Origin of the sequence: Pseudomonas sp. SWI36 (assembly GCF_002948105.1) — a bacterium.
GTDB classification, from domain to species: domain Bacteria; phylum Pseudomonadota; class Gammaproteobacteria; order Pseudomonadales; family Pseudomonadaceae; genus Aquipseudomonas; species Aquipseudomonas alloputida.
Window position 1 is genome coordinate 1,843,954 of record NZ_CP026675.1, and the last position, 20,182, is coordinate 1,864,135.

General features: G+C 58.3%; 28 protein-coding genes. 2 read left to right on the forward strand and 26 right to left on the reverse strand.

Annotated features, from left to right (window positions below; genetic code table 11):
• Positions 1-141: 141 nt before the first annotated feature.
• Together C4Q27_RS09015 and C4Q27_RS09020 are read right to left on the reverse strand one after the other, a co-directional pair.
• Positions 142-903: an SDR family NAD(P)-dependent oxidoreductase gene (locus C4Q27_RS09015; RefSeq protein ID WP_020192248.1), complete on the reverse strand. Its 762-nt coding sequence runs from the start codon at positions 901-903 to the stop codon at positions 142-144.
• Between the two features lie 21 nt (positions 904-924).
• Positions 925-1,710, reverse strand: a complete 786-nt coding sequence (locus C4Q27_RS09020) for a TSUP family transporter (protein ID WP_104886763.1) — start codon at positions 1,708-1,710, stop codon at positions 925-927.
• A gap of 200 nt (positions 1,711-1,910) precedes the next feature.
• Here C4Q27_RS09020 and C4Q27_RS09025 point away from each other — a divergent pair, with 200 nt between their 5' ends.
• Positions 1,911-3,293, forward strand: coding sequence for a PLP-dependent aminotransferase family protein (locus tag C4Q27_RS09025; RefSeq protein WP_020192246.1), 1,383 nt, complete (start codon positions 1,911-1,913; stop codon positions 3,291-3,293).
• A gap of 90 nt (positions 3,294-3,383) precedes the next feature.
• Here C4Q27_RS09025 and C4Q27_RS09030 read toward each other — a convergent pair whose 3' ends face one another.
• Positions 3,384-3,929, reverse strand: a complete 546-nt coding sequence (locus tag C4Q27_RS09030; protein WP_003255446.1) for a single-stranded DNA-binding protein — start codon at positions 3,927-3,929, stop codon at positions 3,384-3,386.
• A gap of 9 nt (positions 3,930-3,938) precedes the next feature.
• Positions 3,939-5,333: an MFS transporter gene (locus C4Q27_RS09035; RefSeq protein ID WP_064492899.1), complete on the reverse strand. Its 1,395-nt coding sequence runs from the start codon at positions 5,331-5,333 to the stop codon at positions 3,939-3,941.
• A gap of 129 nt (positions 5,334-5,462) precedes the next feature.
• Here C4Q27_RS09035 and uvrA point away from each other — a divergent pair, with 129 nt between their 5' ends.
• Positions 5,463-8,297, forward strand: a complete 2,835-nt coding sequence (gene uvrA, locus C4Q27_RS09040; RefSeq protein ID WP_010951778.1) for an excinuclease ABC subunit UvrA — start codon at positions 5,463-5,465, stop codon at positions 8,295-8,297.
• 72 nt (positions 8,298-8,369) lie between these two features.
• Here uvrA and bfr read toward each other — a convergent pair whose 3' ends face one another.
• The 22 genes from bfr to rplP form a co-directional block, all read right to left on the reverse strand.
• Complete coding sequence (gene bfr, locus C4Q27_RS09045; protein ID WP_003255449.1) at positions 8,370-8,834, reverse strand: bacterioferritin; 465 nt, start codon at positions 8,832-8,834, stop codon at positions 8,370-8,372.
• Positions 8,835-8,997: 163 nt separating this feature from the next.
• Positions 8,998-10,437, reverse strand: coding sequence for a catalase (locus tag C4Q27_RS09050; protein ID WP_064492898.1), 1,440 nt, complete (start codon positions 10,435-10,437; stop codon positions 8,998-9,000).
• 172 nt (positions 10,438-10,609) lie between these two features.
• Positions 10,610-10,996, reverse strand: coding sequence for a 50S ribosomal protein L17 (gene rplQ, locus C4Q27_RS09055; RefSeq protein WP_003255451.1), 387 nt, complete (start codon positions 10,994-10,996; stop codon positions 10,610-10,612).
• A 42-nt stretch (positions 10,997-11,038) separates the two neighbouring features.
• Positions 11,039-12,040, reverse strand: a complete 1,002-nt coding sequence (gene rpoA / locus C4Q27_RS09060) for a DNA-directed RNA polymerase subunit alpha (RefSeq protein WP_003255452.1) — start codon at positions 12,038-12,040, stop codon at positions 11,039-11,041.
• Positions 12,041-12,062: 22 nt separating this feature from the next.
• Positions 12,063-12,683: a 30S ribosomal protein S4 gene (gene rpsD, locus C4Q27_RS09065; protein WP_003255453.1), complete on the reverse strand. Its 621-nt coding sequence runs from the start codon at positions 12,681-12,683 to the stop codon at positions 12,063-12,065.
• A gap of 15 nt (positions 12,684-12,698) precedes the next feature.
• Positions 12,699-13,088 carry a 30S ribosomal protein S11 gene (gene rpsK / locus C4Q27_RS09070; RefSeq protein WP_003255454.1) on the reverse strand — a complete coding sequence of 130 codons (390 nt, stop codon included), beginning with the start codon at positions 13,086-13,088 and terminating at the stop codon, positions 12,699-12,701.
• 18 nt (positions 13,089-13,106) lie between these two features.
• Complete coding sequence (gene rpsM, locus C4Q27_RS09075) at positions 13,107-13,463, reverse strand: 30S ribosomal protein S13 (RefSeq protein ID WP_003255457.1); 357 nt, start codon at positions 13,461-13,463, stop codon at positions 13,107-13,109.
• A 131-nt stretch (positions 13,464-13,594) separates the two neighbouring features.
• Entirely contained in the window at positions 13,595-13,711 is a 117-nt protein-coding gene (rpmJ, locus tag C4Q27_RS09080) for a 50S ribosomal protein L36 (protein ID WP_002555468.1), read from the reverse strand.
• A gap of 28 nt (positions 13,712-13,739) precedes the next feature.
• On the reverse strand, positions 13,740-15,071 hold the full coding sequence (gene secY, locus C4Q27_RS09085) for a preprotein translocase subunit SecY (protein ID WP_003257108.1): 1,332 nt from the start codon (positions 15,069-15,071) through the stop codon (positions 13,740-13,742).
• Positions 15,072-15,506: a 50S ribosomal protein L15 gene (gene rplO / locus C4Q27_RS09090; protein ID WP_003255461.1), complete on the reverse strand. Its 435-nt coding sequence runs from the start codon at positions 15,504-15,506 to the stop codon at positions 15,072-15,074.
• Positions 15,507-15,509: 3 nt separating this feature from the next.
• The gene (gene rpmD, locus C4Q27_RS09095; RefSeq protein WP_003255463.1) at positions 15,510-15,686 is read right to left on the reverse strand and encodes a 50S ribosomal protein L30; all 177 of its coding nucleotides are present in this window, start codon (positions 15,684-15,686) and stop codon (positions 15,510-15,512) included.
• A gap of 2 nt (positions 15,687-15,688) precedes the next feature.
• A complete protein-coding gene (gene rpsE / locus C4Q27_RS09100; protein ID WP_003255465.1) occupies positions 15,689-16,189 on the reverse strand; it encodes a 30S ribosomal protein S5 in 501 nt (166 codons plus the stop codon).
• Between the two features lie 3 nt (positions 16,190-16,192).
• The gene (gene rplR / locus C4Q27_RS09105; protein WP_003255467.1) at positions 16,193-16,543 is read right to left on the reverse strand and encodes a 50S ribosomal protein L18; all 351 of its coding nucleotides are present in this window, start codon (positions 16,541-16,543) and stop codon (positions 16,193-16,195) included.
• Positions 16,544-16,553: 10 nt separating this feature from the next.
• Entirely contained in the window at positions 16,554-17,087 is a 534-nt protein-coding gene (gene rplF, locus C4Q27_RS09110; RefSeq protein WP_003255469.1) for a 50S ribosomal protein L6, read from the reverse strand.
• Between the two features lie 12 nt (positions 17,088-17,099).
• Positions 17,100-17,492, reverse strand: coding sequence for a 30S ribosomal protein S8 (gene rpsH, locus C4Q27_RS09115; protein WP_003255471.1), 393 nt, complete (start codon positions 17,490-17,492; stop codon positions 17,100-17,102).
• A gap of 208 nt (positions 17,493-17,700) precedes the next feature.
• Complete coding sequence (gene rpsN / locus C4Q27_RS09120) at positions 17,701-18,006, reverse strand: 30S ribosomal protein S14 (protein WP_003255472.1); 306 nt, start codon at positions 18,004-18,006, stop codon at positions 17,701-17,703.
• 13 nt (positions 18,007-18,019) lie between these two features.
• Entirely contained in the window at positions 18,020-18,559 is a 540-nt protein-coding gene (rplE, locus tag C4Q27_RS09125) for a 50S ribosomal protein L5 (protein WP_003255474.1), read from the reverse strand.
• A gap of 20 nt (positions 18,560-18,579) precedes the next feature.
• Positions 18,580-18,894, reverse strand: coding sequence for a 50S ribosomal protein L24 (gene rplX / locus C4Q27_RS09130; RefSeq protein ID WP_003255476.1), 315 nt, complete (start codon positions 18,892-18,894; stop codon positions 18,580-18,582).
• An 11-nt stretch (positions 18,895-18,905) separates the two neighbouring features.
• On the reverse strand, positions 18,906-19,274 hold the full coding sequence (gene rplN, locus C4Q27_RS09135; protein WP_002555479.1) for a 50S ribosomal protein L14: 369 nt from the start codon (positions 19,272-19,274) through the stop codon (positions 18,906-18,908).
• 23 nt (positions 19,275-19,297) lie between these two features.
• Positions 19,298-19,564 (reverse strand): 30S ribosomal protein S17, encoded by a 267-nt coding sequence (gene rpsQ, locus C4Q27_RS09140; RefSeq protein ID WP_003255478.1) that lies wholly within the window; start codon positions 19,562-19,564, stop codon positions 19,298-19,300.
• A 2-nt stretch (positions 19,565-19,566) separates the two neighbouring features.
• On the reverse strand, positions 19,567-19,758 hold the full coding sequence (gene rpmC, locus C4Q27_RS09145) for a 50S ribosomal protein L29 (RefSeq protein WP_002555481.1): 192 nt from the start codon (positions 19,756-19,758) through the stop codon (positions 19,567-19,569).
• A complete protein-coding gene (rplP, locus tag C4Q27_RS09150) occupies positions 19,758-20,171 on the reverse strand; it encodes a 50S ribosomal protein L16 (RefSeq protein WP_003255479.1) in 414 nt (137 codons plus the stop codon). The genes rpmC and rplP overlap by 1 nt, the downstream gene beginning before the upstream one ends.
• Positions 20,172-20,182 lie beyond the last annotated feature (11 nt).

Genomic DNA, 20,182 nt, shown 5'->3' on the forward strand with positions numbered 1-20,182 from the left:
CTCCTGATCAGGTGGTGGACGCGCGGAACATTGCCGGCGCCTCTTGGTAGTCACGGTGGCGGCCAATTGATGGCCGCCAAAGGATAAGACTAGCCAAGAATCCAGAAGGTGCGATGACCTGGGTCAGTGGTGCGGCCCCGATCAGGCACGTGGCAGGTTGCGCACCACATTCAGCGCCGCACTGCTCTGCGCCACAGGCATGATCTCGATGGTATTGATATTCACGTGCGCCGGCTGCTCGGCAACCCAGGCTACCGTCGCTGCGATGTCCTCCGGCAGAAGGGCCTCTACATCCCGATACAAGGCCTGCACGGCGTCCATGTCGCCATTGAGGCGCACCACCGAGAAGTCAGTGCCTGAGCACAGCCCCGGCTCGATGTTGCTCACCCGCACCCGGGTGCCAGCCAGGTCGGCACGCAGGTTGAGGCTGAACTGGCGGACGAACGCCTTGCTGGCGCCATACACGTTACCGCCCGGGTAGGGGTAAGTGCCGGCGATCGAGCCGATGTTGATGATCATGCCGCTATCGGCTTCCACCATCTGCGGCAGGATCTTGTGGGTGACCATGGCCAGGCCGGTGATGTTGGTGTCGATCATCTGCTGCCAGTTTGCGGCACTGCTGGTTTGGGCACGGTCCACGCCCAGCGCCAGTCCCGCGTTGTTGACCAGCAGATCGATCTGCAGCGACGCCTCACGCATCTGCTCGACCGCCTTCTCGAGCGACACTGAATCAGTGACATCCAGCGCCAGCGGAATGAAATTTACGCCCAGTTCGGCCTCCAGTGCTTTCAGTTTGTCCATGCGCCTGGCTCCACCGATCACACGGTAGCCTTTGCCGATCAGGGTGCAGCAGATGGCGCGGCCAAAGCCTGAGGAAGCACCGGTTACAAATGCGGTTTTCATTCGTTATCTCCTATCAATGGGTCAGGTCAGGTACTTCACGCCCAGGCTGGTGAACAGGCAGAGCATCGAGAACACCAACGCCTTGCGCACCACGTCGTTGCCTTTACGCAAGGCCAGGGAACTGCCCAGGTGGTTACCGAGGATGTTGCAGGCCACAAGTGGCAATGCCAGCAGGTAGACGACCTTGCCTGCGCTGACGAACGCCACCAAAGCACCGATGTTGGAAGCGAAGTTGAAGGTTTTGGAGTTGGCCGAACTGGAGACCAGGTCCATGCGCAGCAGGTAATGGAAAGCGATGATGAACATGCTGCCGGTACCGGGGCCGAAGAAGCCGTCGTAGAAGCCAATGGCCAGGCACGTCAACGGCACTACGGTGTACAGCATTCGCGAAGACAGCTCGCGCTCCTCGACCGGACGATCCTTGGGGGTAAGGAAAATGAGAATGCCGAGTGGGATCAGTGCCAGGATGATCTTGCCCACCGTTTCCTGCGAGATCGATACGATCAGGTGAGCCCCCAGGTAGGCGCCTAATAGCGAAAACGGCACCCCGACCAACGCTACCTGCCAGACCATCTTGCTGTTGGCCAGGAAGTTGCGGATAGCCGCCAGCGTGCCGAGGGTACTGACCAGTTTTTCCTGGCCCAGTGCCACTTGGGGCGGCATGCCAACCAGCAGAAAACCCGGCACCAGAAACAAACCTCCACCACCGGCAATGCTGTCGACGAAGCCCGCAACGAAGGCGATCGCGCCAAGTATGAGGACTGCCAGCAACCAGTGCTCCGCCCAGTAAGAACCCAACATTTCCATAGCGATGTCCATCCAGTGGAGCGTTATGCCAGGCACAGCCCGAGTGTGGCCGGCCTGATCGGTGCGATGATTGTAATTTCAAAAATTGAATCGATTCAATCTAAAATAAATTCAACTCAATTTAGCCAATTACCATCATTACCTGCATCCGAGCTTTCATGCTAGGCTTTCGCGCTCTTGCAAAGCCTGGTGCCATCTCCATGTGGGTCCCCCAATACAGCCATCAAACACAGCCGGTTTACCTGATGATCGCTGATGCCCTTGAACAGGACATCGAAAGTGGTCGGCTTGCAGAAGGCGATCGCTTACCCACGCTCAAGGACCTGGCCGAGGCGCTGAATGTAACCCCCGGCACTGTTGGCAGGGCCTACGACGAAGCAGCCAAGCGTGGTCTGGTGGCTGGCGAGGTAGGCCGAGGCACATTTGTCAGGCAACTGCGGCAGCCATTACCCGCCCCGTCGGTGCCCACACCCGTTGCTGGCGAGAGTAGCCAGATCGACCTCTCGATCATCAAGCCCAACGACGCTCACATGAGCGAGTGGCTAGGCACGGCTATCAGCGAACTGGCCGCCTCATCGGACTTGGGGCAGGTACTCGACTATGTGACAGAGGGTGGTCACACCTCCCACAAACAAGCCGGTGCGACCTGGATACAGCGCTGGCTGCCTGATGCTCGCTGGCAGCAGGTAGTACTGACCGCTGGGGCCCAACATGGGCTGCTGGTGGCCATCAGCAGCCTGTCGAAGAGTGACGATGTGGTGCTGTGCGAGTCGCTCTGCTACCCGGGCATCATATCCCTGGCCCACAGCCTGGGCCGGCGCCTGCGCGGCGTCGCCATGGACGAACACGGGCTCATCCCGGAGGCATTGCGCGCGGCCTGCCTGGAACACCGCCCTTCCCTGCTGGTGTGCGTCACCACGCACCAGAACCCGACCAACTCGATCATGCCCCCAGCAAGGCGCCAGGCTATCGCCGAGATCGCCCGTGAGTTCGACCTGTTCATCGTGGATGACGATATCTACGGTTTTCTCGAGCCCAGCCCGGACTACAAGCCGCTTGCAGCGTATGCGCCTGAACGCTCGGTATACCTCACCAGCCTGTCCAAAAGCGTACTGCCGGCGCTGCGCATCGGCTACCTGTACGCCCCGCCGCAAACCCTGTCGCGGTTATCATCGATGGTACGCAGCAGCGTGTGGATGCCATCGCCTCTGATGGCGCAATTGGCCAGTAACCTGATCAACAGCGGCAAGGCCGACCAGTTGGTGCGTATGCAGCAGCAGGAGGCGGCCGCGCGCCAGCACATGGCCCGGGAGATTCTTGGCCAATACAAGATCCGCAGTCAGCCCCACAGCTTCCATATCTGGCTGGAGCTGCCAGAACCGTGGACCAGCGACGAGTTTGCCAACTTAGCGCGTGACAACGGCGTAACGGTGGTCAGCGGCAGCCAGTTCCTGCCTGAACGCAGCCACGCCACCAGCGGTGTGCGCATCGCCCTGATGGCACCCAGCCGCCAAGAACTGGGCTTTGCCCTGACCAAGCTGGCAAGCCTGCTGGATTCGCCGGAGCCCCGGTTGTTCTACTGAAAGCGATGCCAGATACGCAGTGCTGCCCATAAAAAAACCCAGGGCAACGGCCCTGGGTTTCTGGTCTTGCTGAACGCCCTACCGCTCTGATCAGAACGGAATATCGTCATCGAAGCTGTCGAAGTCAGCCGCCGGCTGCGGCGCAGGCTGTTGCGGCGCTGGGCGCTGAGGGGCCTGTTGCGGGCGCTGGGCCTGCTGGCGTGGCGGTGCCTGGTTGTACTGTTGCTGCTGGCCGCCACCATAATTGCCGCCACCCTGGTTGTACGGGTCGCCGCCCTGCTGCTGGCCCTGCGGACGACCGCCGAGCAGCTGCATGGTGCCGTTGATGTCGACGATGATCTCGGTGGTGTAGCGCTTGATGCCGTCTTTTTCCCACTCGCGGGTCTGCAGCTTGCCTTCGATGTAGCACTGCGAACCCTTGCGCAGGTATTCGCCAGCGATTTCGGCAACCTTGCCGAACAGCGACACACGGTGCCACTCGGTACGCTCGACCTTCTGGCCCGACTGCTTGTCAGTCCACTGCTCGCTGGTGGCCAGGCTCAGGTTGGTCACGGCGTTACCGTTGGGCAGGTAGCGGACTTCGGGATCCTGGCCACAGGTACCGACCAGAATGACTTTGTTAACCCCACGGGCCATAACGTTCTCCTAGGCTTCGCACGCCGAAGAGGCTGGATTCACCAGTCGCTCGAGGGTCGCACGGTCCAAAATTTTCGTATCCAGTTTGATATAGATGGCGGCTTCTTCTTCCACCACCACAGCGTCGGTCACACCCGGCACGGCCATCAGGCGCTCGGTCAGGCCGGCTTCCCGGACCGCCTCAGGCGTCAGGGGCATGCGCAGGCTGGTCACATATGGCGGCTCGTTCATGCGCAAGGCGACGATCAGCCAGATAGCACACAGCACCGCGCTACCGAGGAACACCGTGTTCAGCCCACCGTGCTGGAACAGCCAGCCGCCAAGAATCCCGCCTAACGCTGCACCGAGGAACTGGCTGGTGGAATACACCCCCATTGCCGTCCCCTTGCCACCGGCAGGCGACACCTTGCTCACCAGAGAAGGCAGCGAAGCCTCCAGCAGGTTGAATGCGGTAAAGAATACCACGGTGCCAATCACCAGTCCGCGCAAACCGTCAGCCCACTCCCAGAAGTATATCTCCGTCAGCAGCAGGACACTGACCGCGCCGGCCAACACACGTTTCATCTTGCGCTTTTTTTCGCCGTAGATGATGAACGGGACCATTGCAAAAAATGAGATGAACAGCGCGGTCAGGTACACCCACCAATGCTGCTCCTTGGGCAGGCCACCACGCTCGACGAACGCCAGCGGCAGCGCAACGAAGCTGGCCATGAGGACGGCGTGCAGGATGAAAATGCTGACGTCCAGGCGCAGAAGGTCCGGATGGCGCAGGGTCGGGCCGATGGCCTGGCGCGCCACACCCGACTCGCGGTGCTGCAAAATGCTGTGGGTGCTGGGCACGACAAACGCGATCAACAGCATGCCGACCAGGGCAAGCCCAGCCGTGACCAGGAACAAACCTGACAAACCAAAGGCACTTGTCAGCAATGGACCGACGACCATGGCGACAGCAAACGACAGGCCGATGCTCATGCCGATCATGGCCATGGCCTTGGTCCGGTGTTGTTCGCGGGTGAGGTCCGACAGCAGTGCCATGACCGCAGCAGAAATTGCCCCCGCGCCCTGCAGGATGCGCCCGGCAATCACGCCCCAGATAGAGTCGGCTTGGGCCGCCAGTACACTGCCCAGGGCGAAGATCACCAGCCCCAGATAAATCACCGGCCGACGACCGATGCGGTCGGAAATCATCCCGAACGGGATCTGCAATATCGCCTGGGTCAGGCCATAGGCACCAATGGCCAGGCCGATCAGGGCAGGCGTGGCGCCAGCCAGGTCCATGCCGTAGGTGGCCAGTACCGGCAAGACCATGAACATGCCCAGCATACGAAAGGCAAAGACCAAGGCAAGGCCGCCAGCGGCGCGGGTTTCGCCGCCACTCATGCGCTCGTTGTGGGTGTCGTGCATGGATTAACCTCGTGTGAACCGGCGGCGATTCTATCAGTCCGACAGCTTGACGGCATCTACGCGACGCTTTGCCGCGTCATACTGGCGCGCCGTATACTTCCTTGTTTATGCCCGCCAAGCGAGGCCGCAGTGGACAAGATCCTGATTCGTGGGGCACGTACCCACAACCTGAAGAACATCGACCTGACCCTGCCCCGGGACAAGTTGATCGTGATCACCGGCCTGTCCGGTTCCGGCAAGTCGTCCCTGGCGTTCGATACCTTGTACGCCGAAGGCCAGCGCCGCTATGTGGAATCGCTGTCGGCCTACGCCCGGCAGTTCCTGTCGATGATGGAAAAGCCCGACGTCGACACCATCGAAGGCCTGTCGCCGGCGATTTCGATCGAGCAGAAGTCGACCTCGCACAACCCGCGCTCCACGGTCGGCACCATCACCGAAATCTACGACTATCTGCGCCTGCTGTACGCCCGCGTCGGTACTCCACGCTGCCCGGACCACGATATCCCGCTGGAGGCGCAAACGATCAGCCAGATGGTCGACCTGGTGCTGGAGCGCCCGGAAGGCAGCAAGCTGATGCTGCTCGCGCCAGTGGTGCGCGAGCGCAAGGGCGAGCACCTGGCAGTGTTTGACGAGCTTCGCGCCCAGGGCTTCGTGCGGGCCAGGGTCAACGGCAAGCTCTACGAACTCGATGAGTTGCCCAAGCTGGACAAGCAGAAGAAGCACAGCATCGATGTGGTGGTGGACCGCTTCAAAGTCCGCGCCGACCTGCAACAGCGCCTGGCTGAATCGTTCGAGACCGCGTTGAAACTGGCCGACGGTATTGCCCTGGTGGCACCGATGGACGACGAACAAGGCGAAGAGACGATCTTCTCCGCGCGCTTCGCCTGCCCGGTGTGCGGCCACGCGATCAGCGAGCTGGAACCGAAGCTGTTCTCCTTCAACAACCCGGCTGGCGCTTGCCCAACTTGCGACGGCCTGGGGGTCAAGCAGTTCTTCGACACCAAACGCCTGGTCAACACCGAGCTGACCTTGGCCGAAGGCGCGATCCGCGGCTGGGACCGGCGTAACGTGTACTACTTCCAGATGCTCGGTTCGTTGGCTGCGCACTACGGCTTCAGCCTGGAGGAGCCTTTCGGCGAGCTGTCAGCCGAACACCAGAAAGTGATCCTGCAGGGCAGCGGCAAGCAGAGTGTCGATTTCAAGTACCTCAACGACCGAGGCGACATCGTCAAGCGATCGCACCCGTTCGAAGGCATTGTGCCGAACCTTGAGCGCCGCTACCGCGAAACCGAATCGGCCACCGTGCGTGAAGAACTGGCCAAATTCCTTGGTACGCAACCGTGCCCGGATTGCCGGGGTACGCGCCTGCGCCGCGAGGCGCGCCATGTGTGGGTGGGCGAGAAAACCCTGCCGGCGGTAACCAATTTGCCGATCGGTGAAGCCAGCAACTACTTTGGTCAACTGACCCTTACTGGCCGGCGTGGCGAAATCGCGGCAAAAATCCTCAAGGAAATCTGCGAACGACTTCAGTTCCTGGTCAATGTCGGTCTCGACTACCTGACCCTGGATCGTAGCGCCGACACCCTGTCCGGTGGCGAAGCGCAACGTATCCGCCTCGCCAGCCAGATCGGCGCTGGTCTGGTGGGGGTGATGTACATCCTCGATGAACCGTCCATCGGCCTTCATCAACGCGACAACGACCGCCTGTTGGCCACCCTCAACCATTTGCGCGACCTGGGCAACACGGTGATCGTGGTGGAACACGACGAGGACGCCATTCGGCTGGCCGACTACGTGGTCGATATCGGCCCGGGCGCCGGTGTTCACGGTGGGCAGATTGTCGCCGAGGGCTCGCCCCAGGAGGTCATGGACCATCCCGATTCGCTGACTGGCAAGTACCTGTCCGGGCGCAAGAAGATCGTCGTGCCGGCCAAGCGCACGCCGCGCAACAAGAAGCTGCAGCTCAAGCTCAAGGGCGCACGTGGCAACAACCTGCAGAACGTCGACCTGGAAGTACCGATCGGCCTGCTGACCTGCGTGACCGGTGTATCCGGCTCGGGTAAATCGACGCTGATCAACAATACCCTTTACCCCTTGGCCGCTACCGCCCTCAATGGCGCAAGCAGCCTGGAAGCCGCACCGCACAGCAGCATGGACGGCCTGCAGCACCTGGACAAGGTGGTGGATATCGACCAGAGCCCGATCGGCCGCACACCACGCTCCAACCCGGCCACCTACACCGGCATCTTCACGCCGATCCGCGAGCTGTTCTCCGGTGTCCCGGAGTCACGCTCGCGTGGTTATGGCCCGGGGCGTTTCTCGTTCAACGTCAAGGGTGGCCGTTGCGAGGCCTGCCAGGGCGATGGCCTGATCAAGGTGGAAATGCACTTCCTGCCGGACATCTACGTGCCGTGTGACGTGTGCAAGAGCAAGCGCTACAACCGCGAAACCCTGGAGATCAAGTACAAGGGCAAGAACATCCACGAGGTGCTGGAAATGACCATCGAGGATGCCCGCGAGTTCTTCGATGCGGTGCCGGCGCTGGCGCGCAAGCTGCAAACGTTGATGGATGTGGGCCTGTCGTACATCAAACTGGGGCAATCAGCGACCACGTTGTCCGGCGGTGAGGCGCAGCGGGTGAAGCTGTCGCGCGAACTGTCCAAGCGCGATACCGGCAAGACCTTGTACATCCTCGACGAACCTACTACCGGTCTGCACTTTGCCGATATCCAGCAGCTGCTGGATGTGTTGCATCGCCTGCGCGACCACGGCAATACCGTGGTGGTGATCGAGCATAACCTGGATGTGATCAAGACCGCCGACTGGCTGGTTGACCTGGGGCCTGAGGGCGGCTCCAAGGGTGGGCAGATCATTGCCTGCGGTACGCCAGAAGAGCTGAGCGAGATGAAGCAGTCATATACCGGCCATTACCTGAAACCATTGCTGGAGCGGGACCGGGCCTAAGTGTTGCCAGCGCAATGAAAAAGCCCCTGGTACCGATGGTGCCAGGGGCTTTTACTTGAGCCTGTGGGTAACTTACATCTGCGACTGCAGGTAGTTTTCCAGCCCGATGGCCTTGATCAGGCCCTGCTGCTTCTCAAGCCAGTAGGTGTGATCTTCTTCGGTGTCGGCCAGCTGCGCACGCAGGATGTCACGACTGACGTAGTCCTTGTGCAGTTCGCATAGCTCGATGCCTTTACAAAGCGCACCGCGCACCTTGTATTCGAGCTTGAGGTCTGCCTCGATCATTTCCGGCACGGTGCTACCGACCTCCAGGTCATCCGCACGCATGTCAGGGGTCCCTTCGAGCATGAGGATACGACGCATCAGGGCATCGGCGTGCTGCGTCTCTTCCTCCATCTCGTGGTTGATGCGCTCGTAGAGCTTGGACAGGCCCCAGTCTTCGTACATGCGCGAATGAATGAAGTACTGGTCGCGTGCCGCCAGTTCGCCCTTCAGCAGCGTGACGAGATAGTTGATTACATCCGGGTGGCCTTGCATCGCCCTGATTCTCCATGTGAAAACGTCTATGCCACATAGTGTGAACCAGCTTTTGCCTATGGTCACTGAAAAACGCGCAATCAGACGCAAAAAATCGGTTAAACAGTAGTGATATTCATTGAAAAACCGCCCAAATGAGGGCGGTTCTTCTTATCACTTCGACTTAGGCGAGATTGATGCCCAAAGCCTTCGCAATCCCTTCGCCATAGGCCGGATCCGCCTTGAAGAAGTACTGTAGCTGACGCTGAATCACGTCTTCGCTGACACCCGCCATGGTACCGGCGATGTTGCTGATCAGCAGGCCTTTCTGCTCATCGCTCATCAAACGGAACAACGCGCCGGCATGACTGAAGTAGTCAGTGTCCTCACGGTGATCGTAGCGATCAGCCGAACCATTCATGGCCAATGCTGGCTCAGCATGACGTGGCGACTGTTTCGGGGCATCGCTGTAGCTGTTTGGCTCGTAGTTCGGTGCACTACCGTAACTGCCGGTGGCCATCGAGCCGTCACGCTGGTAGCTGTTCACCGGGCAGCGTGGCGCGTTGACTGGCAATTGCTGGTGGTTGGTCCCCACGCGATAGCGGTGCGCGTCGGCGTAGGCGAATACGCGGCCTTGCAGCATGCGGTCCGGCGAAAGACCGACGCCGGGCACCATATTGCTCGGCCCGAACGCGGCCTGCTCGACCTCCGCAAAATAGTTGAGCGGGTTACGGTTGAGCTCCAGCACACCCACCTCGATGAGTGGATAATCCTTCTGCGACCAGGTCTTGGTCACGTCGAATGGGTTCTCGTCGCGGCTGGCAGCCTCGGCTTCGCTCATCACCTGAATGCAGACAGTCCAGCGCGGGTAGTCGCCACGCTCGATGGCCTCGAAGAGGTCGCGCTGAGCGTAATCCGGATCGGTCCCTGCCAGGCGTGCAGCGTCTGCCGGGGTGAGGTTCTTGATGCCTTGTTGGGTCTTGAAGTGCCACTTGACCCAAGTGCGCTCACCCTTTGCATTGATCAGGCTGTAGGTGTGGCTGCCAAAGCCATGCATGTGACGGTAGCCGTCCGGAATGCCACGGTCGGAAAACAGGATGGTGACCTGATGCAACGCTTCTGGAGAGTGCGACCAGAAGTCCCACATCATCTGAGCATTCTTCAGGTTGGACTGCGGGTGGCGCTTCTGGGTGTGGATAAAGTCCGGGAACTTCAGTGGGTCGCGAATGAAGAATACTGGCGTGTTGTTACCGACAATGTCCCAGTTGCCTTCCTCGGTGTAGAACTTCACCGCGAAGCCGCGCGGGTCACGCTCGGTATCTGCAGAGCCGCGCTCGCCACCAACGGTGGAGAAGCGTAAGAAAGTCTCGGTTTGTTTACCGACCTCTTCAAACAGCTTGGCGCTGGTATAGCCGGTGATATCGTGAGTAACGGTAAAGGTACCGTAGGCGCCCGAGCCTTTGGCATGGACGCGGCGCTCAGGAATGTTCTCGCGGTTGAAATGGGCGAGCTTCTCGATCAGGTGGAAGTCGTCGAGCAGCAGCGGACCGCGCGGGCCGGCGGAGCGGGAGTTCTGATTGTCGGCTACAGGTGCACCGCTAGCGGTGGTGAGAATCTTGCTCATGGGCTCTCCATTTCGGTCTTCAAGGGCCGGCTGATCGGCTGTAGAGAGAGTATTGACGAGCAAGATTACAGGGACAAATTCATTACATGACTTACATCAATAGAAATAAACAATAGATGTATAAACAAAAAACCGGGCACTAGGCCCGGTTTTCTGTAGCAGACAGAACGTCTTACTCAGCAGCTTCTACAGCACCGCCGACCGGACGATCAACCAGCTCGACATACGCCATAGGCGCGTTGTCGCCAGCGCGGAAACCGCACTTCAGGATGCGCAGGTAGCCGCCCTGACGGGTGGCGTAACGCTTGCCCAGGTCGTTGAACAGTTTGCCAACAGCGGACTTCGAACGGGTACGGTCGAAGGCCAGACGACGGTTAGCAACGCTGTCTTCCTTGGCCAGGGTGATCAGCGGCTCGGCAACGCGGCGCAGTTCCTTGGCTTTCGGCAGGGTGGTTTTGATCAGCTCGTGCTCGATCAGCGACACTGCCATGTTCTGGAACATAGCCTTGCGGTGAGAGCTGGTACGGCTCAGGTGACGTCCACTTTTACGATGACGCATGATTCATTCCTTACCAAACACTACGTTCGGTGATTACGACGATCAGGCGGTCGCCTTGTCGTCTTTCTTAAGACTTGCAGGCGGCCAGTTGTCGAGGCGCATGCCGAGAGACAGACCACGAGAGGCCAGAACGTCCTTGATTTCAGTCAGGGACTTCTTACCCAGGTTAGGAGTCTTCAACAGCTCTACTTCGGTACGCTGAATCAGGTCGCCGATGTAGTAGATGTTCTCCGCCTTGAGGCAGTTGGCCGAACGTACAGTCAGTTCCAGGTCGTCAACCGGACGCAGCAGGATCGGATCGATCTCGTCTTCCTGCTCGACTACGACAGGCTCGCTGTCACCTTTGAGGTCGACGAACGCGGCCAACTGCTGTTGCAGAATGGTCGCAGCGCGGCGGATAGCCTCTTCAGGATCCAGGGTGCCGTTGGTTTCCAGATCAATGACCAGTTTGTCCAGGTTGGTACGCTGTTCAACACGGGCGTTCTCGACCACATAGGCGATACGACGCACCGGGCTGAAGGAGGCGTCCAACTGCAGACGGCCAATGCTACGGCTTTCGTCTTCGTCGGTTTGACGGGAGTCGGCCGGCTCGTAACCACGACCACGAGCTACAGTGAGCTTCATGTTCAGAGCGCCGTTCGACGCCAGGTTCGCGATTACGTGATCGGGGTTGACGATCTCGACATCGTGATCCAGCTGAATATCGGCAGCGGTAACCACCCCCGAACCCTTTTTCGACAAGGTCAGCGTAACTTCGTCACGACCATGCAGTTTGATAGCGAGACCTTTCAGGTTCAACAGGATTTCAATTACGTCTTCCTGAACACCTTCGATCGCGGAGTACTCATGGAGTACGCCATCGATCTCGGCCTCGACTACTGCACAGCCAGGCATGGAGGACAACAGGATGCGGCGCAGCGCGTTGCCCAGGGTATGGCCGAAACCACGCTCGAGAGGCTCGAGCGTAATTTTGGCGCGGGTCGGACTGACTACCTGCACATCAATGTGGCGGGGAGTCAGGAACTCATTTACCGAAATCTGCATGGATGCACCTATTTTCTAGCCCTTACTTGGAGTAGAGCTCGACAATCAGGTTTTCGTTGATGTCGGCAGACAGGTCGCTGCGAGCAGGAACGTTCTTGAAAACGCCCGACTTTTTAGCAGCATCCACGTCAACCCACTCAACGCGGCCACGCTGGGCGCACAGTTCAAGGGCTTGAACAATGCGCAACTGGCCCAGCGATTTCTCGCGGACTGCGACCACGTCACCCGGACGAACTTGGTAGGATGGAATGTTTACAGTCTTACCGTTGACGCTGATCGCTTTGTGCGAAACCAGCTGACGGGACTCGGAACGAGTCGAGCCGAAGCCCATACGGTAAACGACGTTATCCAGACGGCACTCGAGCAGTTGCAGCAGGTTCTCACCGGTTGCGCCTTTTTTCGAGGCAGCAGCTTGGTAGTAACCGCGGAACTGACGCTCCAGAACACCGTAGATACGACGGACTTTTTGTTTCTCACGCAGCTGGGTGCCGTAGTCGGACTGACGGCCACGGCGCTGGCCGTGGATACCTGGGGCTGCTTCGATATTGCACTTCGATTCCAGAGCGCGAACGCCGCTCTTCAGGAACAGATCAGTGCCTTCACGACGAGACAGTTTGCATTTTGGACCAATGTAACGTGCCATTCTTCTGTCTCCTGATTACACGCGACGCTTCTTCGGCGGACGGCACCCGTTGTGCGGGATTGGCGTCACGTCGGTGATGCTGGCGATCTTGTAGCCGCAGCTGTTCAATGCACGAACGGCGGACTCACGACCTGGACCTGGACCCTTGACGTTAACGTCGAGGTTCTTCAGACCGTATTCCAGCGCAGCTTGACCAGCACGCTCAGCAGCGATCTGAGCTGCGAACGGGGTGGATTTGCGCGAACCACGGAAACCCGAACCACCGGAGGTCGCCCAGGACAAAGCATTGCCCTGACGGTCGGTGATGGTCACGATGGTGTTGTTGAAAGAAGCATGGATGTGGGCGATGCCATCAACCACTGTCTTTTTGACTTTCTTACGAGGACGAGCAGCAGGTTTTGCCATGTCTATATTCCTGGGCGATTACTTGCGGATCGGCTTACGCGGGCCCTTACGGGTGCGTGCGTTGGTCTTGGTGCGCTGACCGCGAACCGGCAGACCTTTACGATGACGCAGGCCGCGGTAGCAACCCAGGTCCATCAAGCGCTTGATCTTCATGTTGATGTCACGACGCAGGTCACCTTCGGTGGTGAACTTCGCGACTTCGCCACGCAGGGTTTCGATTTGCTCGTCGCTCAGATCCTTGATCTTAGCGGCTGGGTTTACACCAGCGTCTGCACAAATCTTCTGTGCAGTTGTGCGACCGACACCATAGATGTAGGTCAGCGAGATAACAGTATGCTTGTTATCTGGAATGTTGACGCCTGCAATACGGGCCATTCAGTGGGACTCCAATTGACAGCTACCTACGCCCCGGAAGCCAAGAAATAGGGCGCGAGATAATATCGCTGTAGAAACGAATAATCAACCCAGCAGCACACTAGCTGCTGGGTTTGAAGCGCAGATCACACTCAGCCTTGGCGCTGTTTGTGACGCGGTTCCGCGCTGCAGATCACTCGTACGACGCCTTCGCGACGGATGATCTTGCAGTTACGGCACAGCTTTTTCACCGATGCACGAACTTTCATTACCGACTCCTCGAACCTTAGGGGCGTATCAGCGCAGCAAACCGCTGCCACCGTAGCCTTTCAGGTTGGCTTTCTTCATCAGGGATTCGTACTGGTGCGAAACGAGGTGCGATTGTACTTGGGACATGAAGTCCATCACAACCACTACCACAATCAGCAACGAGGTCCCGCCAAGGTAGAACGGCACATTTGCTGCCACCACCAGGAACTGGGGCAGAAGGCAGACGGCCATCATGTAAAGAGCACCGAACATGGTCAAACGGGTCAGAACGCCATCAATGTAGCGTGCCGACTGCTCACCAGGACGGATACCCGGAATAAAGGCACCGGACTTCTTCAGGTTTTCCGCTACGTCTTTCGGGTTGAACATTAACGCTGTGTAGAAGAAGCAGAAGAAAATGATCCCTGCACTAAACAGCAGAATGTTCAACGGCTGACCAGGAGCGATCGACTGCGAGATGTCCTGCAGCCAGCCCATACCTTCGGACTGACCAAACCAGGCACCCAGCGAAGCCGGGAACAGCAGAATGCTGCTCGCGAAAATAGCCGGGATAACCCCCGCCATGTTCACTTTCAGCGGCAAGTGGCTAGTCTGCGCAGCGAAGACCTTACGGCCCTGCTGACGCTTGGCGTAATGAACGGCGATACGACGCTGACCACGCTCAATGAACACCACAAAACCGATAATCGCTACTGCCAGCAGACCGATGGCGACCAGGGCGAAAATGTTGATATCGCCTGTGCGTGCAGACTCGAAAGACTGCCCGATTGCTCTCGGAAGACCGGCAACGATACCCGCGAAAATCAACATCGAGATACCGTTGCCCACACCGCGCTCGGTGATCTGCTCGCCCAGCCACATCATGAACATCGCGCCTGCCACGAAAGTGGAAACAGCGACGACATGGAAGCCCAGGCCTACAGAAAACGCCACGCCCTGGTTGGCCAGGCCAATGGACATGCCAATGGCTTGGACCAGTGCCAGGATAACGGTGCCGTAGCGGGTGTACTGGCTGATCTTGCGACGGCCAGCTTCACCTTCCTTCTTCAACTGCTCCAGTTGCGGGCTGACCGCCGTCATCAACTGCATGATGATCGATGCCGAAATGTACGGCATGATCCCCAGTGCAAAGATGCTCATGCGCTCGAGCGCGCCACCGGAAAACATGTTGAACAAGCTAAGAATGGTCCCCTCATTCTGCCGAAACAGATCCGCCAGACGGTCCGGATTGATGCCGGGAACCGGGATATGCGCACCTATCCGATAGACGATGATCGCCATGAACAGAAAGCGCAGACGAGCCCAGAGTTCCGACATCCCGCCCTTACCGAGCGAAGAGAGAGCACCTTGCTTAGCCATTTATTCCTCGAATTTGCCGCCAGCTGCTTCGATAGCCGCACGCGCACCCTTGGTGGCTGCGATACCCTTGATGGTGACTGCGCGAGTAACTTCGCCAGACAGCATGATTTTCACACGCTGAATGTGCTGGTTGATCACGTTGGCATCCTTCAGGGATTGCACGGAGATCACGTCGCCTTCCACTTTGGCCAGCTCGGAAAGACGCACTTCAGCGCGGTCCATGGCTTTCAGGGAAACGAAGCCGAACTTCGGCAGGCGACGGTGCAGCGGCTGTTGACCGCCTTCGAAGCCAGGAGCGATCGAACCACCCGAACGGGAAGTCTGACCTTTGTGGCCACGGCCGCCGGTCTTACCCAGACCGCTACCGATACCACGACCTGGACGATGCTTCTCGCGACGGGAACCCGGCGCTGGACTCAGATCATTGAGTTTCATCGATTAGCCCTCGACCTTCAGCATGTAGTAAGCCTTGTTGATCATCCCGCGGTTCTCGGGAGTATCCTGGACTTCTACAGTGTGACCGATGCGACGCAGACCCAGGCCTTTAACACACAGCTTGTGGTTAGGCAGACGGCCCGAGACGCTCTTGATCAGCGTTACTTTTACGGTTGCCATGATCAGAAGATCTCCTCGACGCTCTTGCCACGCTTGGCGGCAATGGATTCAGGAGATTGCATGGCTTTCAGACCCTTGAAGGTGGCGTAAACCACGTTCACTGGGTTGGTCGAACCGTAGCACTTGGCCAGAACGTTCTGAACACCAGCAACTTCCAGGACAGCACGCATTGCGCCACCGGCGATGATACCGGTACCTTCCGAGGCAGGCTGCATGTAAACCTTCGAGGCGCCGTGGGCAGCCTTGGTGGCGTACTGCAGGGTGGTGCCCTTCAGGTCAACCTGGATCATGTTGCGGCGAGCAGCTTCCATGGCTTTCTGGATCGCGGCTGGTACTTCGCGCGACTTGCCACGGCCGAAGCCAACACGACCTTTACCATCACCAACCACGGTCAGCGCGGTGAAGGTGAAGATACGGCCGCCTTTTACGGTTTTGGCAACGCGGTTAACTTGAACCAGCTTCTCGATGTAGCCTTCGTCGCGCTTTTGATCGTTATTTGCCATAACTTAGAACTCCAGCCCGCCTTCACGAGCAGCATCAGCCAGCGCTTTGACGCGGCCATGGTACTTGAAGCCGGAACGGTCAAAGGCAACTTGAGATACACCGGCGGCTTTCGCACGCTCAGCTACCAGCTTGCCAACCTTAGTGGCCGCGTCGATGTTGCCAGTGGCGCCATCACGCAGGTCTTTGTCCAAGGTCGAGGCGCTTGCCAGAACCTTGCTGCCGTCGGCCGAAATGACCTGGGCGTAGATGTGCTGCGAGGAGCGGAACACGCACAGGCGCACGACTTCGAGTTCGTGCATCTTGAGACGTGCTTTGCGAGCGCGACGCAGTCGAATAACTTTTTTGTCGGTCATTTACTAGGCCCTACTTCTTCTTGGCTTCTTTACGACGGACTACTTCGTCCGCGTAACGCACACCTTTACCTTTGTAAGGCTCTGGCGGACGGAAGTCGCGGATTTCAGCGGCCACCTGACCTACCAGCTGCTTGTCGATACCCTTGATCAGGATGTCGGTCTGGCTAGGTGTTTCAGCGGTGATACCGGCTGGCAGTTCGTAGTCCACTGGGTGAGAGAAGCCCAGGGCCAGGTTCAGGACGGTGCCTTTAGCCTGTGCCTTGTAACCAACACCGACCAGCTGGAGCTTGCGCTCGAAGCCTTGGCTTACGCCTTGGACCATGTTGTTGACCAGAGCGCGGGTGGTACCGGCCATGGCACGAGCTTGCTGGTCACCATTGCGAGCGACGAAACGCAGCTCACCAGACTCTTCGGTAACTTCAACAGACGAGTGAACGTTCAGTTCGAGAGTACCTTTGGCACCCTTCACCGAAAGCTGCTGACCGGCGAATTTGACTTCGACACCGGATGGCAGCTTAACGGGGTTCTTAGCGACGCGAGACATGTCTATCCCCCCTTAGAACACTGTGCACAGAACTTCGCCGCCGACACCGGCAGCGCGCGCAGCGCGATCAGTCATCACACCTTTGTTGGTGGAGACGATAGACACGCCCAGACCGCCACGTACTTTCGGCAGATCGGTGACGGCCTTGTACTGGCGCAGGCCTGGACGGCTGGAGCGCTTCAGTTCCTCGATGACCGGACGGCCTTCGAAGTACTTCAGTTCGATCGACAGGGAAGGCTTGGCCTCACCAGTTACCTGGTAGCCAGCGATGTAACCTTCGTCCTTCAGAACTTTGGCAACCGCGACCTTCAGGGTAGAGGAAGGCATGCTTACGACGGACTTTTCAGCCATCTGGGCATTACGGATGCGAGTTAGCATGTCCGCTAACGGGTCCTGCATACTCATGGGCTAGATGCTCCTGATACAAGAATTATTAGCCTTGCGGCTATGACAACCACCTGAACGGTTTGGGCAAAAACCCAGGCTCAGGTGAGCCGGTCATTCTAGACACAAGGCAGAAACGAAACAAGCCCCATATAGGGGCTTGTTTGTTGGCAAGGTCACCGGCGGTCGGAAGATTGCTCCCCTTCCACCCGTGCCTTGCCTGCAGCGATTACCAGGAGGCCTTGACCAGACCTGGTACGTCACCGCGCATTGCAGCTTGACGCAGCATGTTACGGCCCAGGCCGAACTTACGGTATACACCGTGAGGACGACCGGTCAGGCGGCAACGGTTACGCAGGCGCGAGGCGCTAGCGTCGCGTGGCTGCTTCTGCAGAGCGACAACGGCAGCGAAACGCTCTTCTGGAGAGGCGTTCAGGTTGACGATGGTCGCTTTCAGCTCAGCACGCTTCTTAGCGAACTTTGCTACCGTGAGCTGACGCTTCAGCTCGCGGTTTTTCATGCTCTTCTTGGCCATTTTCCTACTCCAATCAGTTGCGGAACGGGAACTTGAAAGCACGCAGCAGAGCGCGGCCTTCGTCGTCCGAACGAGCAGTGGTGGTCAGGGTGATGTCCAAACCGCGCAGAGCATCGATCTTGTCGTAGTCGATTTCCGGGAAGATGATCTGCTCTTTCACGCCCATGCTGTAGTTGCCACGACCATCGAAGGACTTGGCATTCAGGCCGCGGAAGTCGCGAACCCGAGGCAGGGAGATCGCCAGCAGGCGGTCCAGGAATTCGTACATCTTGTCGCTACGCAGGGTCACCTTGACGCCGATCGGCCAGCCTTCGCGGACTTTGAAGCCAGCGATGGATTTGCGAGCGAAAGTCACAACCGGCTTTTGACCGGTGATCTTTTCCAGGTCGGCAACAGCGTGCTCGATGACTTTCTTGTCGCCGATCGCTTCGCCCAGACCCATGTTCAGGGTGATCTTGGTAACGCGCGGAACTTCCATCACGTTCGACAGCTTAAGTTCTTCCTTAAGCTTAGGAGCGATTTCGTTCCGGTAAATCTCTTTCAGTCGTGCCATGGTCTTCTACCTAGCAGTGTTCAAGCATCAACCGCTTTTTGGGTCGACTTGAAGACACGAATTTTTTTACCGTCTTCTACTTTGAAACCAACGCGGTCAGCCTTGTTGGTTTCACCGTTGAAGATGGCAACGTTGGAAGCGTGCAGAGGCGCTTCTTTCTCGACGATACCGCCCTGTACGCCCGCCATCGGGTTAGGCTTGGTATGACGCTTGACCAGGTTCACGCCACCGATAACCAGACGGTCATCAGCCAGAACCTTCAGCACCTTACCGCGCTTACCTTTGTCTTTGCCGGCGATCACGATGATCTCGTCGTCACGACGAATCTTTTGCATGTCGGATCTCCTTACAGCACTTCAGGGGCGAGCGAGACGATCTTCATGAACTTCTCAGTACGAAGTTCACGGGTCACTGGCCCGAAGATGCGAGTGCCGATCGGCTCTTGCTTGTTGTTCAGCAGAACAGCAGCGTTGCCGTCGAAACGAATGATGGAACCGTCAGCGCGACGAACACCGTGACGGGTACGTACGACGACAGCGGTCATCACTTGGCCTTTTTTGACCTTACCGCGCGGAATTGCTTCCTTGACGGTTACTTTGATGATGTCACCGATACCGGCGTAACGGCGGTGCGAACCGCCGAGTACCTTGATGCACATGACGCGACGAGCGCCGCTGTTATCGGCCACATCGAGCATGGATTGAGTCTGAATCATAAAATTTCTCCGACCCTTAGCCCTTAGACTTCAACAGCGCGTTCGAGGACTTCAACCAGTGCCCAGGACTTGGTCTTGGCCAGCGGACGGGTTTCACGGATGGAAACCTTGTCGCCGATCTTGCACTGGTTGGCTTCGTCGTGCGCGTGCAGCTTAGTCGAACGCTTAACGTATTTACCGTAAATCGGGTGCTTTACGCGACGCTCGATCAGAACGGTGATGGTCTTGTCCATTTTGTCGCTGACGACACGGCCAGTCAGCGTACGGACGGTTTTTTCAGCTTCAGCCATGATCACTTACCTGCCTGCTGGTTGAGCACAGTTTTCACGCGAGCGATGTCACGCTTAACTTGCGAGAGCAGGTGCGACTGCCCCAACTGGCCAGTTGCTTTCTGCATACGCAGATTGAACTGGTCGCGCAGCAAGCCGAGCAGTTGCTCGTTCAGTTGCTGTGCCGATTTTTCACGAAGTTCATTCGCTTTCATCACATCACCGTCCGCTTAACAAAGGAGGTGGCGAGAGGCAGCTTTGCAGCAGCCAGGGCGAAAGCTTCGCGCGCCAGCTCTTCAGAAACACCCTCGATCTCGTACAGGACTTTGCCTGGCTGAATCTGGGCAACCCAGTATTCCACGGAGCCCTTACCTTTACCCATACGAACCTCAAGAGGTTTTTTGGAGATCGGCTTGTCCGGGAACACACGGATCCAGATCTTACCGCCACGCTTAACGTGACGGGTCAGCGCACGACGTGCGGACTCGATCTGGCGAGCGGTGAGGCGACCGCGAGCAACAGCTTTCAGGGCGAATTCGCCGAAGCTGACTTTGCTACCGCGCAGTGCCAGACCACGGTTGTGGCCAGTCATCTGCTTGCGGAATTTTGTACGCTTTGGTTGCAACATTTGGCGTACCC

Excerpts from the sequence above, each read along its gene's own strand:
- C4Q27_RS09015 (WP_020192248.1), bottom strand. The coding sequence starts at position 903 with ATGAAAACCGCATTTGTAACCGGTGCTTCCTCAGGCTTTGGCCGCGCC.
- C4Q27_RS09020 (WP_104886763.1), bottom strand. The coding sequence starts at position 1,710 with ATGGAAATGTTGGGTTCTTACTGGGCGGAGCACTGGTTGCTGGCAGTC.
- C4Q27_RS09025 (WP_020192246.1), top strand. The coding sequence starts at position 1,911 with ATGTGGGTCCCCCAATACAGCCATCAAACACAGCCGGTTTACCTGATG.
- C4Q27_RS09030 (WP_003255446.1), bottom strand. The coding sequence starts at position 3,929 with ATGGCCCGTGGGGTTAACAAAGTCATTCTGGTCGGTACCTGTGGCCAG.
- C4Q27_RS09035 (WP_064492899.1), bottom strand. The coding sequence starts at position 5,333 with ATGCACGACACCCACAACGAGCGCATGAGTGGCGGCGAAACCCGCGCC.
- bfr (WP_003255449.1), bottom strand. The coding sequence starts at position 8,834 with ATGCAAGGCCACCCGGATGTAATCAACTATCTCGTCACGCTGCTGAAG.
- C4Q27_RS09050 (WP_064492898.1), bottom strand. The coding sequence starts at position 10,437 with ATGAGCAAGATTCTCACCACCGCTAGCGGTGCACCTGTAGCCGACAAT.
- rplQ (WP_003255451.1), bottom strand. The coding sequence starts at position 10,996 with ATGCGTCATCGTAAAAGTGGACGTCACCTGAGCCGTACCAGCTCTCAC.
- rpoA (WP_003255452.1), bottom strand. The coding sequence starts at position 12,040 with ATGCAGATTTCGGTAAATGAGTTCCTGACTCCCCGCCACATTGATGTG.
- rpsD (WP_003255453.1), bottom strand. The coding sequence starts at position 12,683 with ATGGCACGTTACATTGGTCCAAAATGCAAACTGTCTCGTCGTGAAGGC.
- rpsK (WP_003255454.1), bottom strand. The coding sequence starts at position 13,088 with ATGGCAAAACCTGCTGCTCGTCCTCGTAAGAAAGTCAAAAAGACAGTG.
- rpsM (WP_003255457.1), bottom strand. The coding sequence starts at position 13,463 with ATGGCCCGTATTGCAGGCGTCAACATTCCAGATAACAAGCATACTGTT.
- rpmJ (WP_002555468.1), bottom strand. The coding sequence starts at position 13,711 with ATGAAAGTTCGTGCATCGGTGAAAAAGCTGTGCCGTAACTGCAAGATC.
- secY (WP_003257108.1), bottom strand. The coding sequence starts at position 15,071 with ATGGCTAAGCAAGGTGCTCTCTCTTCGCTCGGTAAGGGCGGGATGTCG.
- rplO (WP_003255461.1), bottom strand. The coding sequence starts at position 15,506 with ATGAAACTCAATGATCTGAGTCCAGCGCCGGGTTCCCGTCGCGAGAAG.
- rpmD (WP_003255463.1), bottom strand. The coding sequence starts at position 15,686 with ATGGCAACCGTAAAAGTAACGCTGATCAAGAGCGTCTCGGGCCGTCTG.
- rpsE (WP_003255465.1), bottom strand. The coding sequence starts at position 16,189 with ATGGCAAATAACGATCAAAAGCGCGACGAAGGCTACATCGAGAAGCTG.
- rplR (WP_003255467.1), bottom strand. The coding sequence starts at position 16,543 with ATGACCGACAAAAAAGTTATTCGACTGCGTCGCGCTCGCAAAGCACGT.
- rplF (WP_003255469.1), bottom strand. The coding sequence starts at position 17,087 with ATGTCTCGCGTCGCTAAGAACCCCGTTAAGCTGCCATCCGGTGTCGAA.
- rpsH (WP_003255471.1), bottom strand. The coding sequence starts at position 17,492 with ATGAGTATGCAGGACCCGTTAGCGGACATGCTAACTCGCATCCGTAAT.
- rpsN (WP_003255472.1), bottom strand. The coding sequence starts at position 18,006 with ATGGCCAAGAAGAGCATGAAAAACCGCGAGCTGAAGCGTCAGCTCACG.
- rplE (WP_003255474.1), bottom strand. The coding sequence starts at position 18,559 with ATGGCACGACTGAAAGAGATTTACCGGAACGAAATCGCTCCTAAGCTT.
- rplX (WP_003255476.1), bottom strand. The coding sequence starts at position 18,894 with ATGCAAAAGATTCGTCGTGACGACGAGATCATCGTGATCGCCGGCAAA.
- rplN (WP_002555479.1), bottom strand. The coding sequence starts at position 19,274 with ATGATTCAGACTCAATCCATGCTCGATGTGGCCGATAACAGCGGCGCT.
- rpsQ (WP_003255478.1), bottom strand. The coding sequence starts at position 19,564 with ATGGCTGAAGCTGAAAAAACCGTCCGTACGCTGACTGGCCGTGTCGTC.
- rpmC (WP_002555481.1), bottom strand. The coding sequence starts at position 19,758 with ATGAAAGCGAATGAACTTCGTGAAAAATCGGCACAGCAACTGAACGAG.
- rplP (WP_003255479.1), bottom strand. The coding sequence starts at position 20,171 with ATGTTGCAACCAAAGCGTACAAAATTCCGCAAGCAGATGACTGGCCAC.